The sequence below is a fragment of the Methylobacterium sp. J-118 genome, assembly GCF_057836565.1.
The window spans coordinates 877032-891283 of sequence record NZ_JBYQFA010000001.1 but is presented as its reverse complement, the minus strand read 5'-3'; the positions used below and the strand labels follow the sequence as shown (position 1 = coordinate 891283).

Here is a 14252-nt window from a genome sequence, read left to right as displayed (position 1 = left end):
CGACGTGCGGGACGACGACGAACGGCCGCGCAAGGCCGCGGTCCACGAGATCGGGCAACCCCTCGATACGCTGTCGCTTTCCGACCTCGACGCGCGCATCGCGCTGCTGCGGGCCGAGATCGCCCGGATCGAGGCGGCGCGGGCGGCCAAGCAGGCGGCGCAGGGGGCGGCCGACGCCTTCTTCAAGCGGGGCTGAGGGTTGGACCGGACCGAAACGCTTGCGGCCCTGCGGCGCGGTGAGCTTGGCGGCGCCCGCGAATTGCGGCTGCCCGACGGGCTCACGGAAGTCCCGCGGGAGGTCTTCGCGCTGGCCGACACGCTGGAGGTGCTGGACCTCGGCAGGGGCAGCCTGACCGACCTGCCCGCCGATCTCGGCCGCCTGCACCGCCTGCGGGTGCTGTTCGCCTCCGGCAACCCGTTCCCGCGCCTGCCGCCGGTCCTGGGCGACTGCCCGACGCTGAGCCAGCTCGGCTTCCGCGGCTGCGGCATCGGGGAGGTGCCGGCGGAGTCGCTGCCGCGCGACCTGCGCTGGCTAACCCTCACCGACAACCGGATCGGGACTCTTCCTGACGCAATCGGCGCCCGTCCGCACCTGCAGAAGCTGATGCTGGCGGGCAACCGGCTCGCGCATCTGCCCGAGGGCCTCGCGGCCGCGGACAATCTGGAGCTGATCCGCCTATCCTGCAACCGGCTCGACGCCCTGCCGCCCTGGCTCACCGGGCTGCCGCGCCTCGCCTGGATCGCCTATGCGGGCAATCCCGCCGAGCCGGCGACGGAGCCAGCGGCGGCCGCGCGCGTGCCCTGGGGGGAGGTGGCGGTCGGCGATCTCCTGGGGGAGGGGGCCTCGGGCCGGGTCCATCGCGCATCGTGGCGCGGGGAGCCCGTGGCGCTGAAGCTGTTCAAGGGGGCGATGACCAGCGACGGCCTGCCCGAGCGCGAGATGGAAGCCTGCCTGGCGGCCGGTACGCATCCAGCCCTCACAGGTGCCCTCGGCCGGCTCGAAGGCCATCCCGACGGCACCCAGGGTCTGCTGCTCCGGCTGCTGCCGCCGCATTGGCGCGTCCTCGCCGGACCGCCGAGCCTCGCGAGTTGCAGCCGCGACGTCTACGATCCGGATCTGCGGCTCGATCGGGAGCAGGTCCTGCGGATCGCGCAATCCGTGGCCGAGGCGGTGGCCCACCTGCACGGGCGCGGCCTGCTCCATGGCGACGTCTACGCCCACAACACGCTGTGGGACGCCGGGACCGGTGCGGCCGTGCTCAGCGACTTCGGGGCCGCCTCGGCGCTGCCGGCGGGGGAGGGCGAGGCGGCGCTCGGACGGATCGAGGTGCGGGCCTTGGGGATCCTGCTCGGCGAACTCCTCGACCGTTGCGTTCAGCCCCCGGCGGACCTGCGGTCCCTGGAACAGGTCTGCCTGCACGCAGACCCGGCCCGGCGTCCCGGACCGGCGGAGGTGGCCGCCACGCTGCGACGGCTATCCGCCTCAGCCTAGCGGGGGCGCGTCTCGCCCGGGATTCGCGCGCGCGGCTCAGTCCGGGATGTCGGCCTGCCGGCGCGCCACCACGGCGAACAGGTCGCCCAGCGCGGCGAGGCTCGCAGCCTGGAGCTGGGCGGCGGGCACCGCGCTGCCGTCCGGGCCGGGCAGCTCGCGCGTGGCAGTGGCGGCGGCCACCACGGTCGGGCGGAAGCCGAGCGTGAAGGCGCCGCGGGCGGTGGAATTCACGCACATATGCGTCATGAAGCCCGCCAGCACGACGTCCCTAACGCCCGTCGCCTCGAGCCGAGCCTGGAGGTCGGTGCCGACGAAGGAATTCGGATAGGCCTTGGTGATCACCGGCTCGCTGCCCTGCGGGGACACTTCCGGACTGATCTGGCCGATCGGAGCGGTCACGTCGTAGGGCGAACCGGGCCCGGCATCGTGTCGCACGTGCAGGATCGGGATGCCGGCCGCCCGCGCACGCCGCAGGAGATCCGCCGCCTCGCGGAGGGCGCTCTCGACGCCGTCGAGCCGCATGACCCCCTCGCGATAGGTCTGCTGCAAGTCGATCATGACGAGTGCCGAGCCCGCGAGCGGGGCCGGCTCCGGGCTGAGGCCGGAGAGGCCGCGGAGGGTCGCCAGATCGGACATGCGGTTGCTCCCGGGGCGCGACGGCGTTCTCTTGGGCGGGATCCTACACCGGGCGTCCGAGCCCGCACCATAAATCATAGCGCCGTGGCCCCGCGCCAGACGCGCGGCAAGCCGGGGGGCTGCGCTACCGTGCCGGCGGACCGGGATCGATCGCCGGAAGCTCGCTCGCCGGCAGACCCGCACCGGCCTGGACCTGCGTCCCGGCACCACCCCGGGCGCGGTTGGCGAGCGCCACGGTCAGGCGCTCGGCGGTCTCCGGCTGCATCACCGCCAGAACCTCGGCCATCTTGCGCGGGTTCATGGCCAGAACGATCGGGACCAGCACCTCGTGCCCGAGCCGGTCGAACACCCGGGCGGCATCCTTGGGCTTCATCGCTTCGTACATCGTGACGATGTTCTTGAGGCCCTGCTTCTCGGAATCCTCCTTGGCCTTGGCCACCGCGTCGACCTTGTCCTCGGCCTTCTTGAGATCGCCGAGCCCGGTCTCAAGCTTCCGCTCGGCCTCGCCCAGCATCTTCTCGCGCAGTTCCAGTTCGTCGCTCTTCTGGCGCAGGGCGTCGCGCCGGGCGCCGAGCTTCTCCAGGATCGCGCGCTCGGTGGGGGATGCCGAAGCCGCGGCGGCGGCCGGCTGGGCCGGGGGCGGTTCCGGCGCCTTCTCGGGCTCGGCTGGCTCCGCCTTGGTGCCGACCGATCCGGTGGTGACGGGATCGGACACGTCGAAACCGGTGCGGGCCCGGGCCACCGCCCGTCCATAATCCGGCAGAAGACCGCTCTCCGGCAGGCCGGCCTGAAGCAGGCTGAGGAGCTTCAGGACGAGGAGCCCGCCCGCCGCGAGGGCCACGGCATCGATGAGGCGCAGCCGCACCGGCCGCACGGTCTTCGGGCGGGAGCGCCGGAGCGCCGTGCCGGCGCGGCGTATCTTCGCCTCGGGATCCGGCTTCGGCGGCGGGATCTTCGGAGCCTTGACCCCGGTCACGCGGCGCGCGCCCGGACGCGGGCCAGCGCGCGCTCGCTCATGGCGAGGGCCGCCGCGGCCGCGGCGCCGAGGCGCTCGCCGTTCGGGCTCGCGGGTTCGGCACGCCGCGGCGTCGGCATCGCCGGCTCGGGGGCCGCCGGCGCGGCGGGCGCCGGTTCCGGCCGGGCCGGCACGGCGCGCATCTGCGCCACGATTGCTCCGATCCGCGCGACCACGGCCTCCCCGGCCTCGACCTGCTGCGACAGCTCGACGGTGCGGGCCGCGGCGGCCTCCAGGCGGGCATTGAGGGTGCGGTCGGCCTCGTCGATCGCGGCACGCAGCCCCGCGATGGCGCGCTCGGCGGTGCCGGTCGCCACCATCAGGTCGCCGATCGTCTGTCGGAGGGCGCCCTCGTCGCCCTTGAGCTGACCGATCCGGCGCGAGAGCCGCAGGGATGTGATGATGGTCGCTGCCAGGAGGACCGCCACCAGGATGTCGGTGGCGAGGGTGACGAAGAGACTCATGATGGGACCCTCATCGATCCTCGCCCAACGTCCGGGGCACCGGACCCTAGACGCTGGGCTAGCTTGTTGATCGGCATCGTGTTTTTCCGAAAGCCGGCGACCATCTGACGGGACGCGGCTTCAATTGTCCGAGCGGTTGTTCATGGAGGCCTCGTAGGCCTGGATCGTCGTGCGCGAGCGGCGCAGGGGCCGGGTGACCTGCACGGCGATGTGGCCGTCGACGCGGCCCATCCGGCCCTGGGTCAGTGCCCAGTCGCCGCAGCGCACGGTGATGAGATCGGAGGGTTTGGCCTCGAACATCAGCGTGTCGCCGACCTTGAGGCCCATGACCTGCTTGAGCGGCAGCATCATCTCGTGCAGCACCGCCTGCATGGTCACGTCGGCCTGCCAGATCTCGGTGGCGAGGTGGCCTTCCCAGACATGGTCGCGGCCGAGCTTCTCGCCCATGAAGCTCTGGGTGAGGAGTTCGCGGATCGGCTCGATCGTCGCGTAGGGAAACAGGATCTGCAGCATGCCGCCGCGCCCGTCGACGTCGAGGCGCAGGCTGATCAGGATCGCGGCATTGCCGGGCCGGGTGATGGTGGCGAAGCGCGGATTGGTCTCGATCCGGTCGATGCCGAAGGTCACGGGCGAGAGCGGCTGGAACGACAATTCCAGGTCACCCAGCACGATCTCCACGAGGCGACGGACCAGCGTCATCTCGATCGCGGTGAACGGCCTGCCGTCGAGACGGCTCGACGTGCCGCCGCGCTTGCCGCCGAGCAGCAGGTCGAAGGTCGCGTAGGCGAGGTTGGAATCGACCGTGACGAGGCCCGAATTCTCCCATTGCTCGGCCCGGAACACGCCGAGCAGCGTCGGCAGCGGGATCGCGTTGAGGTAGTCGCCGAACCGCACGGAGGTGATGTTGTCGAGCGTCACCTCGACGTTGTCCTGGAACAGGTTGCGCAGGGAGGTCGACAACAACCGGATCATCCGGTCGAAGACGATCTCCAGCATCGGCAGGCGTTCGTACTGGACGACGCCCGAATCGACGATGGCCTGCACGCCCCCGGCCCCGGAGGCCGAGAGTTCGCGCATCGAGAAGCCGAGGACGCCGTCGATCTCGTCCTGGTTCAGCACCCGGTCGTTGCCGGCGAGTTCGGGGAGGTTGTCGCTCTCCCCGTCCTCGATCATCGTCGCCCATTCGGCGGCGACGTCCCCTGCGCTGCGCGTCGTGCCCTGTTCGGCGAGCGCCGCGCCCCATTCCTCGGCGAGCGACGAGTCACCGCCCTCGGCCCCCTGCTCCAGCAGGGCGGCGGACCAGTCGTCCTCGGGGAGTGCGTCCTCGGGTTCCATCAGGCCTGCTCGCTCGGGCCCCGGCCGTGTGCCGCGCCGATGACGGGAAGAATCTCCGGCCGCGTCACTGGACGATCACGTCCTTGAACAGCACCGCCTCGACCTTGGCGGGGTAGAGCGCGACGTTGACGCGACGCAGCAGCTCCTCGCGCAGTCGGAACAGGCCCACCGAGCCGGTGAGGTCGCTCGCGCGCAATTCGCGCATGTAGACCTGCAGCGCGTCCTCGACCCGCGGCATCAGCGGCTTCACCTCCTCCTCGACCTTGGCGTCCTTCAGTTCGAGGGCGAGCCGCACCTTGGCGTACTTGACCTTGTCCTGCGGCAGGTCGGGGCTGAGGTTCAGCACCATCTCGCGCACCTCGACGAACACCACCGGCTTCTTGCCGTCGGGACCGGCGGCGTCCCCGCCGTGGCCGCCCCCGTGCCCGCCCCCATGTCCGCCCTCGGCGACCTCCTTGCCGTCGTCGTGGCCACCGCCATGCCCCATCATCAGGAAGGCCCCCCCGCCGCCCAGGATCAGGACCGCGGCGGCGGCGACGATGATCATGAGCTTCTTCTTGCCCTTCGGGGCGGCTTCGGCGCCGGCCTCGCCCTCCTCGGCGGAGGCCTTCTTGGGCTTCTTGGCCATGGCAATAATGCTCTCTCGCCGGAATCCGCGCCCGGGTACGCCTCGATATCGGAGCATCACGGTTAACGTGCCGTTAAGCCGGCAATTCCTGCCGGGCCAGGATTGCCGCAGCGCAGCCCCGACCCGCCACGAGGACCACCGGATTCACAATCAAGTCCCTACACATTAACGGGAATTCCGAACCGATTCCTGTGGCATGCCGCATGCTGAATGGATCGTTGCCGCCACCGCGGCACGCGAGTCCCAGAGTCCACGATGCAGAATGCTCTCCTCGTCGGCGTGTCGAGCCAGATGGCGCTCCAGCGCGAGCTGGACGTGATCGGCAACAACATGGCGAACGTGTCGACCACTGGGTTCAAGGCCCGCAGCAGCCGCTTCCAGGAATACCTGATGCCGGTGGCGAGCGCGGATTCCTTCGCCCGGCCGGACCGGCGCCTGTCCTACGTCATCGACCAAGGCACCACCCTCGACCTGGGGCAGGGCCCGATCGAGCAGACCGGCAACCCGCTCAACGTCGCCATCAAGGGACCGGCCTTCATCGCCGTGCAATCGGCCCAGGGGGAGCGCTACACCCGCAACGGCGCCTTTGAGATCAACGCGCAGGGCACCCTGGTGACCAGCGACGGCGACCCGGTCGTGGGCGACGGCGGCCCGATCAGCATCAACGCGCAGGAGACCGGCCTCGCCATCGGCTCCGACGGCACGGTGTCGACCAATCTGGGCATCCGCGGCAAGATCAAGCTGGTCACCTTCGCCAACCCCCAGCGGCTCACCAACGAGGGCGGTAACCTCTACGCCTCGCCGGAGGCCGCAACCCCGGCCGGCCTCGAGGGCCGCGTCGAATCCGGCGCCCTGGAACGGTCGAACGTCCGCCCGGTGATCGAGATGACCCGGCTCATGGACGTGAACCGGTCCTACACCATGGTGTCGAGCATGATCACGCGCCTCGACGAGTTGCGGGGCACGGCGATCAGCCGCCTCGCCAACGTCGCCTAAGGGGACCGGCGATGCGCGCCCTCTACTCCGCCGCCACCGGCATGGCGGCCCAGGAGCTGAACGTCCAGGTCATCTCCAACAACATCGCGAACCTGCGCACCACCGGATACAAGCGCCAGCAGGTGCACTTCCAGGATCTGCTCTACCAGAACCTGCGCCGGGCCGGCTCCTCCACTTCCGAGCAGAACACGCAGCTCCCCGCCGGGCTGGCGATCGGCTCGGGCGTGAAGACCACCTCGACCGCCCGGGTGATGTCGCAGGGCACCCTCACCTCCACGGAGAAGGACTACGACGTCGCCATCCGCGGCGAGGGCTTCTACCGTGTGACCATGCCGGACGGCCGCACCGGCTACACCCGGGACGGCTCCTTCGATCTCTCGGCCTCGGGCCAGCTCGTGACCCGGGACGGTTACCTGCTCGATCCGGCCATCACCGTGCCGCAGACCGCGACCTCGGTGACGATCAGCGCCACCGGCGCCGTCCAGGCGACGCTGCCGGGCCAGACGGCGCCGCAGGCGCTCGGCCAGTTCCAGCTCTCGCGCTTCGTCAACAAGGTCGGCCTCGAATCAATCGGCGACAACCTGTTCGTCGAGACCGCCGCCTCCGGGCCGGCGATCAGCGGCCTGCCCGGCGCCGAGGGCTTCGGCAACCTCCAGCAGAGCTATTTGGAGGAGGCCAACGTCAATGCCGTCACGGAGATCTCGTCGCTGATCGCGGCGCAGCGCGCCTACGAGATGAACTCGAAGGTCGTCACCGCGGCCGACCAGATGCTCTCCACCGCCTCGCAGATGTTCCGCGGCTAAGCGCACCGCCTTCAGGTTCAAGATCATGAATACCGGTCTGCTCCCCGACTCCGCCTCCGATTTCCTCGCCCTGCCCCTCGTCGGCACGGGCGAGGACGAGTCCGACCTCAACCCGATCCTCCGCCGACCCCGCCCGCGGGTCACGCCCCTCGGAATGGCTCCGGTGGTGCGCGCGGTGCTGGCCGTGCTGACCGTCGCGATGCTCGGCGCCCTGGCGATCCCGGCGATGGCCCGGGCGGAGGGCCTGCGCCTGCGCGGCGACGTGACCGCCCGCGGCGACGTGCTGACGCTCGCCGACCTGATCGAGGGGGCGCCGAACGCCCTTGCGGCACGTCCGCTGTTCCGCTCGCCCGCCCTCGGTGCCACCGGGACGATCCAGAGCCGCCGCATCCTCGAGGCCGTCGAAGCGCTGGGCCTCACCGGCATCGAGACCGGCGGCCGGCTGCAGATCGCCGTGCAGCGCGCGGCCCGCCGGATCGGGCCGCCGGAGATCGAGGCCGCGCTCAAGCACGGGTTGGAGACCGGCTACGGCCTCGACCCGCGCAACCTGTCGGTCCGGTTCGACGGCGATGGGCCGACGCTCCTGGCCCCGGTCGACCTCCAGGGCCAGGCCGCGGCCGTGGACCTGACCTACGATCCGCGCTCCCGCCGGGTCGCGGGGCTCGTCAGCCTGGGCGAGCGGCAGGCGTCGCTGCGCGTCTCCGGCGTGGTCCTCGAGATGCGCGAGGTGGCGGTCCTCACCCGCGCCCTCGACCGCGGCGAGACGGTGAAGGCTGGCGACCTCGTCACCGACCGGCGCCCGCGCGAGGCGGTGGCCGCGGACGCCCTGGCGAGCGCCGGCGCGGTCGCCGGTGAGGTCGCCCAGCACGCCCTGGCGGCCGGAACCGTGCTCCGGACCGGAGACACGGCCCCGCCCGAACTCGTCGCCCGGGGCGAGAGCGTGACCATCGTCTACGAGACGCCCAGCATCAGCCTGGCGATGCGCGGCCTCGCCAACCAGAGCGGCCGGCTCGGCGCCGTCGTCAATGTCGTCAACACGGCCTCCCAGAAGGTCCTGCAGGCGACCGTGATCGGCCCGGGCCGGGTCTCGGTGGGCCCCGGCCCGGCGAGCCAGCAGGCCGCCGCCCCCATCCAGGCGACCGCCTCCCTGCGCTGATCGCCCGTTTCGGCGTGGTCCACGCGTAGACCGCAAGAGTAGCCCGAGAGTACCCCGATGGCCCCGCGCACCGTCCTGAACCCGCTCGCCGCCGCGCTGATCGCCGGGGCGCTCGGCGCCTGCAACACCGCCGACCGGCTGTCGCAGGTCGGCGCGACGCCAGCCCTGTCGGCGATCGAGGATCCGACCAGCCAGCCCGGCTACAAGCCGGTCCGGATGCCGATGCCCGACGTGCAGCCGGTCTCCTACGCGCCGAACTCGCTCTGGCGCACCGGCTCGCGCGCCTTCTTCAAGGACCAGCGCGCGGCCCGGCTCGGCGACATCCTGACCGTGAAGGTCAACGTCACCGATCAGGCCAACATCAGCAACGAGACCAAGCGGACCCGGGCCAACACCGAGAGCTTCGGCTTGCCGAACGCCCTGGGGCTCGAGAACAACGCGGTCGGAAAGTCCCTCGGGGTCGGCGCAACCGCCCTGCTCTCCGCCACCTCGGCGACCTCCAACGACGGCGTCGGATCGGTCCAGCGCGCCGAGACGGTGACCACCAACGTCGCCGCCGTGGTCACGCAGGTCCTGCCCAACGGCAACCTCGTGGTCGAGGGCAAGCAGGAGATCCGGGTCAATTTCGAGATCCGCGAGATGGTCGTCGCCGGCGTGGTCCGGCCGGAGGACATCGAATCCGACAACACCATCGACTCGGCCAAGATCGCCCAGGCCCGGATCGCCTATGGCGGCCGCGGCCAGATCACCGACGTGCAGCAGCCGCGCTACGGCCAGCAGATCGTGGATATCCTGCTGCCGTTCTAAGGTGGCGCGATCGCACCGTCGTGACCCGTCGAACGTATCATCTCGGACGATGGTCGCCGGATTTCGGGACCATACCCAGATCAGACCGAACGCAGGGTCATCGATCCAATTTTTAGAAGGATGCGGCGGCCGCACGCATCACAGCAGCTTTGCCGGATAGCCTTGCTGGATGAGCAGCTTCACGGCCTTCTTATCGAAGGACACAAAGGTCTCACCCCCGAGCCATAAGCCGTCATACGCGACGGCCCCGTCGGCGAAGTCACCACCGGCGTCGAGCAGATCGAGCCCAGCTTCGACTGTAGGCCTGTTCAGCACCACGTTCGATGTCTTCACAAACTGCCGGATTGCGGCGGCAATTTCGGCGCGCGGTGCATCGTAGGTCCGCTCCATCACCCATGCGAGTTCGCACAGCACATGTATGCTGATCGCGACCGCCTCGGCCGCTCTCAACGTCTCGATTGCCCGTCTCTGCTGGGCCTCGTCTCCGGGTACAACAACACGCAATAGCACATTGGTATCAACGCTGATCCTCATCCGTTGATCGAACCGCCCTGGACTCTTGCGGCGGCCGCTTCAACGATGGCTTCGTCCAAGTCTTCGATGGAAAGCTGTCTGCCATTGGTCTTGCCGGAGAAGAAATCTTGCAACTCGTGCCACGAGCCTTGGGACTGTTCAGCTGTGAGTTCGGCTCGTCCGTTCGGCAGCAGATTGAGCGTCATCTTGCCACCAGGTCGGATCCCCAAGTGTTGCAGCACATCGTTCTCGAACGTGACCTGACCTTGCTCGGTGACCGTCAGCGTCGTCATGGTAAGGCCTCCAGGTCGGTGCAGGTTTTATACACCAACACGAAACGCAGCGGATAGGCTTCCGCCTCAACTGGTGCGCTCTCTGCCTCCTCGTCCGGGAGGGCCTATTGAGTTCTGTACCTCCGCCGTCTGCACGGTGATCGATGGCGCCTGCAGGAAAGCGAAGACCTGCCCCTGATGATCCGGTGCGTAGCGCCCGCGGGCCTCGCCGGCGCTCAGCCCGCCTCCTCCGGCTCCGGCCCCCGGGTCACGTCGAGGCCCGATCCGGCGCCGGGCGGCGGCCCGACCTTCACCGGGGCGCCGGTGCGAGCGGCCTCGTAGATCGCCTCCATCAGCACCTGATCCTGCAACCCCTCCTCGCCGGGGGTGCGTGGACGCAGGTTCTCCTGGATGCAGCGGGAGAAATGGTCCATCTCCAGGGCGAACTGGTTCTTCGCGGTCAGGATCCTCTCGTCCCGGGCGCCGGCCTTACCGTCCTTGTGGCTCACGAACAGGCGCTGGCCGTCATAGGCGAAGGCGTTCTGGAGATCGACCGAGGCGTTACCGGTGTGCAGGGTCAGGCTGCGCGCCTCGTAGACGCCGTAGCTCGACAGGCACTGCGCGATCACGCCCGACGGGAACCGCATCGTGAAGCTCACCGTCTCCTCGACCTCGCGGTATTTCGGGTCGTCGGGCGGCGAATGGATCTGCGCCTGGATCAGATCGGGCTCCTCGCCGAGCACGGCGCGTGCTATGTTCAGGCAGTAGAGGCCGATATCCGGCAGCGCGCCACCGCCCGACAGCGCCTTCCGGAGGCGCCACTGCTCTGGGAGACCGGTGGTCTGCCCGTTGAACGCCTGGATCAGCCGCGGCTTGCCGAATTCGCCGGTGCGCGCGAGCCGGATCACGGCGCGGTTATGCGGCTCGTACTGGCAGCGATAGGCGATCATCAGCTTGACGTTGGCCCCGGCGCAGGCCGCGATCATGTCGCGGCATTCCTGCGAGGAGACCGCCATCGGCTTCTCACAGAGGATTTGCTTGCCCGCGGCCGCCGCCGCCAGGACGTTGTCCCGATGGACGCCGTTGGGCGTCACCACGTAGACCGCGTGGACATCGGGATTGGCCCGGAGCCGGTCCCATTCGTCGTAGCCGTAGACCGCGTCCTCCGGCAGGCCGTACTGGCGCGCCACGAGCTTGGCCTTGTCGGGGGAGCCCGACATCACCGCGGCGAGCCGCGAGCGCTTGGCCTCGCCGAAGGCCGGCAGGATCTCGTCCAGGCTCAGGCGCCCGAGACCGACGACGCAGTAGCCGACGCGCTGGCCGGGCGGCTGCGGGGCCGGGGTCGGGGCGGGCGGACGATCGCCCGGCCCGCGCCAGTTCGGGAACATCACCCGTCCGCCCTGGACCGCGCCGGTATCGGCCGGGACCGAGGGTGCCGGCGGGGCCGCCTGCGCGCCGCCGCCGATCGTGGCACCCGCCAGGGCGCTCCCGGCGGCGAGGAGGGTGCGTCGAGAGAGCCGCGTATCGTCCGCCATGGGCCTCGCCGTGTCGCCGGATTGGAAGGACGGCGCCGGGGCGCCGGGGTAATGGGCCCGGGGCGCCGATGGCGCGCCCGTTAGCTTATGAACGCCGCCAGGTTCCGGGCTGTTTCCGTACGGCTGCGCGGTGCGCGGACGCGTCGTCACGCGGGCGGTGGGTCCGGGGCCTCGACCTCGCCGCGGCGCTGCAATTGGAGGGCGACGAACCAGCACAGGCATGCCCAGGCCGCGCCGATGCACCAGCCGGCCAGCACGTCGCTGGGCCAGTGGACACCGAGATAGATCCGGCTGATCCCGACCAGCAGGGTCACGGTGACGCCGAGCCCGAGCACCAGGGCCTTCGCCCGCCGGTGGCGCTCCACCCGCGCCACCAGGGTCGCCAGCGTCAGGTAGGCGATGGCCGACATGGTGGCGTGCCCGCTCGGGAAGCTCGCGGTGAACACCTCCATGCCGTGCGGGACGAGGTCCGGCCGCGGCCGCTGGTAGAAGAGCTTGAGCACCGTCGAGACCAACTCGCCGCTGCCGACCGCCGCGAGCACGTAGAGGCCGATCCGTCGCCGGCCGGAGACCGCCAGATAGGCGGCGATCGCACAGGTCAGGAACAGGACCGTGAACACGCTGCCGAGACCGGTGATGTCGCGCATCGTCTCCTCGAGCCAGGGCGGCCCGATCGGATCGGCGAGGTCGGCCGGGTTGCGCAGGGCGAGCAGGATGCGCCGGTCAAGGGCCGCCGTGGAGCCCTCGCCGACCTCATGGGCGAGGTAGAAGAAGCCGTAGCCCAGGATGCTCAGGCCGAGCAGGGCGACCAGGGGCCCGACCTCGTTGAGGCGCAGCCGGAGCCAGACAGCCGTGGCGGGCTCGATTAGCCAGTTGCGCCGCATGCCGCCCGGAATCGGTAGGGCACGGTTGTCTCGAGCCATCAGGCGTTCTCCCCGAAGGCGAGGCGGGCGACCGCCTCCCAGGGCCCGCCGAGATAGCGCCACAGCCGGGTCGCCGGGGCGGTGAAGCGGAACGGCGCGAAGCCCGCCGCCAGATCGGCGTGGAGCCGGCGCGCCACGTCCGGCGCGACCTTGTTCTGCACCGTCACATGCGGGCGCCAGCCCTGCCGGTCCTGTGCCGTCAGATAGGGTTCGAACTCGGCGGCGAGGCGGCTCCGGAAGGCCGCCAGGGCCGGCGCGTCCAGCACGTAGGCGACGCCGCGTCCGGTGAAGCGCAGGCCCGTCACCGCGACCTCCGGGGGCGGGACCGTGCGCGCGAGGGCGGCGACCGCCGCGATCACGCCGCGCTCCCGGTCCCCGGGCAGATGATGGAACAGCGTGGCGTGGGCGGGGATGACGTTCAGGGATTCGGGGAAATGCCGGCGTCGCTCGCCGTCGAAGCGGGCGAAGGTCGGCTCGTCGAAGGCGAGGGTCAGGATCAGGGGGGCGGTCTCGGTCATGCGGCCGAGATGGCGCCCGTGGCCGCTCAGGTCCAGTAGAGCACCCGCGCCGCCGGCAGGTCACGGGCGAGACATGTCGTCAGATGGGCGCGCATCGCCTGCATCAGCGGCTTCGGGAACACGTATTTCACCGAGCCGAATTTGGTGCGTTTCTCTACGCGGTCGGCCTCGTCCAGGGGCAGGTCCGAGCCCGGATACCATCCGCGCAGGACCGTCTTGGATCCGGGGGTGAAGCGGTGGGTGATCAACTCTGCGGTGAGGTCGAGGTTCGGCACGCCGGCAAGGGCGTCGGCGGCAGCGCGGATCAGCTCGGCATAGCCCGCCTCCCAACCGTCGACCGGCAGGATCGGCGCGATGGTCAGGCCCACGGGATAGCCGGCCCGCGCCATCTGGCCCAGGGCCGCGAGCCGGGCGTCGAGCGGGTCGGTTCCCCCCTCGTAGCGGGTGGCGGCCCGGGCATTGACCGAGACGCGGATCCGGGTCCGGCCGTTGTGCGGCAGGTCGAGGAGCGGCGCGACCGCGGCGAACTTCGTGGTGAAGCGCAACTGCACCGGCGCGTCCCAGGCGCCGAAATGGCGGATCGCCGCGGATAGCGAGCCGGTAAGATGCTCGATGCCCAGCGGATCGGTGTAGCAGGAGGCCTCGAAGGTGGTTCCCTCCTGCGCGCGCTCGGCGGAGGCCGAGGTCACCGTGCCGCGCCCGGCATAGGCTTCGAGATTGCCCAGGATCGCGTCGAGATTGGCGTAGGCACGGGTCACCGGCGGCCCCTGGAGGGAGCCCGCGAGGTAGCAGTACTGGCAATGGGCCGGGCAGCCCTCGGCGAGATCGAAGCGCCAGTCGGCCGAGGGCGGGATCGGCTGGAGCCGCAGCTTGGTGGGCGGCGCCACCGTGAGGGCGAGGGTCGCCTTGGCGGCCGCGTAGGCCCGGCGCGGGTCGGGCTCGCGCGGGCTCGGCAGGCGGTTCGATGCGAGGCGCTCCACCGGAAGGCCCAGCGCCTCGGCGCGGTCGAGCATGGCCCGGCCATGGGCGTGCTCCAGTGCCGCCGGCGTCGCCAGCACCCGCCGGGGCTGCCAGAGGCGGATCGGCCTTGGGCGTTCCCGGCGATCGGGGGTTTCGAGGACCGGGGCGGGCGAGGGCGACATCCCGGGCGAACGCGCGG

General features: G+C 70.7%; 17 protein-coding genes. 6 read left to right on the top strand and 11 right to left on the bottom strand.

Annotated elements, in window-relative coordinates:
* Positions 1-4 precede the first annotated feature (4 nt).
* Entirely contained in the window at positions 5-196 is a 192-nt protein-coding gene (locus AC3IF3_RS04300) for a DUF1192 domain-containing protein (RefSeq protein WP_243972230.1), read from the top strand.
* A gap of 3 nt (positions 197-199) precedes the next feature.
* A complete protein-coding gene (locus AC3IF3_RS04295; protein WP_489227442.1) occupies positions 200-1492 on the top strand; it encodes a leucine-rich repeat-containing protein kinase family protein in 1293 nt (430 codons plus the stop codon).
* Positions 1493-1528: 36 nt separating this feature from the next.
* Here the strand turns inward: AC3IF3_RS04295 and AC3IF3_RS04290 are convergent, their stop codons facing one another.
* From AC3IF3_RS04290 to fliL, 5 genes are all read right to left on the bottom strand, one after another.
* Positions 1529-2128 carry a cysteine hydrolase family protein gene (locus AC3IF3_RS04290; RefSeq protein WP_243972226.1) on the bottom strand — a complete coding sequence of 200 codons (600 nt, stop codon included), beginning with the start codon at positions 2126-2128 and terminating at the stop codon, positions 1529-1531.
* Between the two features lie 124 nt (positions 2129-2252).
* Positions 2253-3104 (bottom strand): MotE family protein, encoded by an 852-nt coding sequence (locus AC3IF3_RS04285; RefSeq protein WP_243972224.1) that lies wholly within the window; start codon positions 3102-3104, stop codon positions 2253-2255.
* Positions 3101-3607: a DUF6468 domain-containing protein gene (locus tag AC3IF3_RS04280; RefSeq protein WP_489227440.1), complete on the bottom strand. Its 507-nt coding sequence runs from the start codon at positions 3605-3607 to the stop codon at positions 3101-3103. Before AC3IF3_RS04280 ends, AC3IF3_RS04285 begins: the two co-directional genes overlap by 4 nt.
* A gap of 120 nt (positions 3608-3727) precedes the next feature.
* Positions 3728-4942 carry a flagellar motor switch protein FliM gene (gene fliM / locus AC3IF3_RS04275; protein WP_409564871.1) on the bottom strand — a complete coding sequence of 405 codons (1215 nt, stop codon included), beginning with the start codon at positions 4940-4942 and terminating at the stop codon, positions 3728-3730.
* A 64-nt stretch (positions 4943-5006) separates the two neighbouring features.
* Positions 5007-5570, bottom strand: a complete 564-nt coding sequence (gene fliL, locus AC3IF3_RS04270) for a flagellar basal body-associated protein FliL (RefSeq protein ID WP_243972220.1) — start codon at positions 5568-5570, stop codon at positions 5007-5009.
* Between the two features lie 255 nt (positions 5571-5825).
* Here fliL and flgF point away from each other — a divergent pair, with 255 nt between their 5' ends.
* From flgF to flgH, 4 genes are read left to right on the top strand one after another with little or no spacing between them, the layout of a single operon-like run.
* A complete protein-coding gene (gene flgF, locus AC3IF3_RS04265; protein ID WP_243972217.1) occupies positions 5826-6566 on the top strand; it encodes a flagellar basal-body rod protein FlgF in 741 nt (246 codons plus the stop codon).
* 11 nt (positions 6567-6577) lie between these two features.
* Entirely contained in the window at positions 6578-7369 is a 792-nt protein-coding gene (gene flgG, locus AC3IF3_RS04260; protein ID WP_243972215.1) for a flagellar basal-body rod protein FlgG, read from the top strand.
* Positions 7370-7394: 25 nt separating this feature from the next.
* On the top strand, positions 7395-8525 hold the full coding sequence (gene flgA / locus AC3IF3_RS04255; RefSeq protein WP_489227438.1) for a flagellar basal body P-ring formation chaperone FlgA: 1131 nt from the start codon (positions 7395-7397) through the stop codon (positions 8523-8525).
* Between the two features lie 57 nt (positions 8526-8582).
* Positions 8583-9332, top strand: coding sequence for a flagellar basal body L-ring protein FlgH (gene flgH, locus AC3IF3_RS04250; RefSeq protein WP_243972211.1), 750 nt, complete (start codon positions 8583-8585; stop codon positions 9330-9332).
* 138 nt (positions 9333-9470) lie between these two features.
* On the opposite strand, the gene AC3IF3_RS04245 is transcribed toward flgH, so the two are convergent.
* The 6 genes from AC3IF3_RS04245 to AC3IF3_RS04220 all read right to left on the bottom strand — a co-directional run bounded on the left by AC3IF3_RS04245 (position 9471) and on the right by AC3IF3_RS04220 (position 14235).
* Positions 9471-9866: a type II toxin-antitoxin system VapC family toxin gene (locus AC3IF3_RS04245; RefSeq protein ID WP_489227436.1), complete on the bottom strand. Its 396-nt coding sequence runs from the start codon at positions 9864-9866 to the stop codon at positions 9471-9473.
* On the bottom strand, positions 9863-10138 hold the full coding sequence (locus AC3IF3_RS04240) for an AbrB/MazE/SpoVT family DNA-binding domain-containing protein (RefSeq protein WP_489227434.1): 276 nt from the start codon (positions 10136-10138) through the stop codon (positions 9863-9865). Before AC3IF3_RS04240 ends, AC3IF3_RS04245 begins: the two co-directional genes overlap by 4 nt.
* Before the next feature lie 215 nt (positions 10139-10353).
* Positions 10354-11652, bottom strand: coding sequence for a Gfo/Idh/MocA family protein (locus AC3IF3_RS04235; RefSeq protein WP_489227432.1), 1299 nt, complete (start codon positions 11650-11652; stop codon positions 10354-10356).
* Between the two features lie 146 nt (positions 11653-11798).
* Complete coding sequence (locus AC3IF3_RS04230) at positions 11799-12536, bottom strand: phosphatase PAP2 family protein (protein ID WP_489231238.1); 738 nt, start codon at positions 12534-12536, stop codon at positions 11799-11801.
* A 38-nt stretch (positions 12537-12574) separates the two neighbouring features.
* The gene (locus AC3IF3_RS04225) at positions 12575-13093 is read right to left on the bottom strand and encodes a 2'-5' RNA ligase family protein (RefSeq protein WP_489227431.1); all 519 of its coding nucleotides are present in this window, start codon (positions 13091-13093) and stop codon (positions 12575-12577) included.
* Positions 13094-13119: 26 nt separating this feature from the next.
* A complete protein-coding gene (locus AC3IF3_RS04220; RefSeq protein ID WP_489231237.1) occupies positions 13120-14235 on the bottom strand; it encodes an SPL family radical SAM protein in 1116 nt (371 codons plus the stop codon).
* Positions 14236-14252: the final 17 nt, after the last annotated feature.

Bases quoted from the DNA above. Each gene is read 5' to 3' on its own strand.
- AC3IF3_RS04290 (WP_243972226.1), bottom strand. From the start codon at position 2,128: ATGTCCGATCTGGCGACCCTCCGCGGCCTCTCCGGCCTCAGCCCGGAG.
- fliL (WP_243972220.1), bottom strand. From the start codon at position 5,570: ATGGCCAAGAAGCCCAAGAAGGCCTCCGCCGAGGAGGGCGAGGCCGGC.
- AC3IF3_RS04230 (WP_489231238.1), bottom strand. From the start codon at position 12,536: ATGCGGCGCAACTGGCTAATCGAGCCCGCCACGGCTGTCTGGCTCCGG.
- AC3IF3_RS04280 (WP_489227440.1), bottom strand. From the start codon at position 3,607: ATGAGTCTCTTCGTCACCCTCGCCACCGACATCCTGGTGGCGGTCCTC.
- AC3IF3_RS04240 (WP_489227434.1), bottom strand. From the start codon at position 10,138: ATGACGACGCTGACGGTCACCGAGCAAGGTCAGGTCACGTTCGAGAAC.
- AC3IF3_RS04225 (WP_489227431.1), bottom strand. From the start codon at position 13,093: ATGACCGAGACCGCCCCCCTGATCCTGACCCTCGCCTTCGACGAGCCG.
- flgF (WP_243972217.1), top strand. From the start codon at position 5,826: ATGCAGAATGCTCTCCTCGTCGGCGTGTCGAGCCAGATGGCGCTCCAG.
- AC3IF3_RS04220 (WP_489231237.1), bottom strand. From the start codon at position 14,235: ATGTCGCCCTCGCCCGCCCCGGTCCTCGAAACCCCCGATCGCCGGGAA.
- flgA (WP_489227438.1), top strand. From the start codon at position 7,395: ATGAATACCGGTCTGCTCCCCGACTCCGCCTCCGATTTCCTCGCCCTG.
- flgH (WP_243972211.1), top strand. From the start codon at position 8,583: ATGGCCCCGCGCACCGTCCTGAACCCGCTCGCCGCCGCGCTGATCGCC.
- AC3IF3_RS04245 (WP_489227436.1), bottom strand. From the start codon at position 9,866: ATGAGGATCAGCGTTGATACCAATGTGCTATTGCGTGTTGTTGTACCC.
- AC3IF3_RS04235 (WP_489227432.1), bottom strand. From the start codon at position 11,652: ATGGCGGACGATACGCGGCTCTCTCGACGCACCCTCCTCGCCGCCGGG.
- fliM (WP_409564871.1), bottom strand. From the start codon at position 4,942: ATGGAACCCGAGGACGCACTCCCCGAGGACGACTGGTCCGCCGCCCTG.
- flgG (WP_243972215.1), top strand. From the start codon at position 6,578: ATGCGCGCCCTCTACTCCGCCGCCACCGGCATGGCGGCCCAGGAGCTG.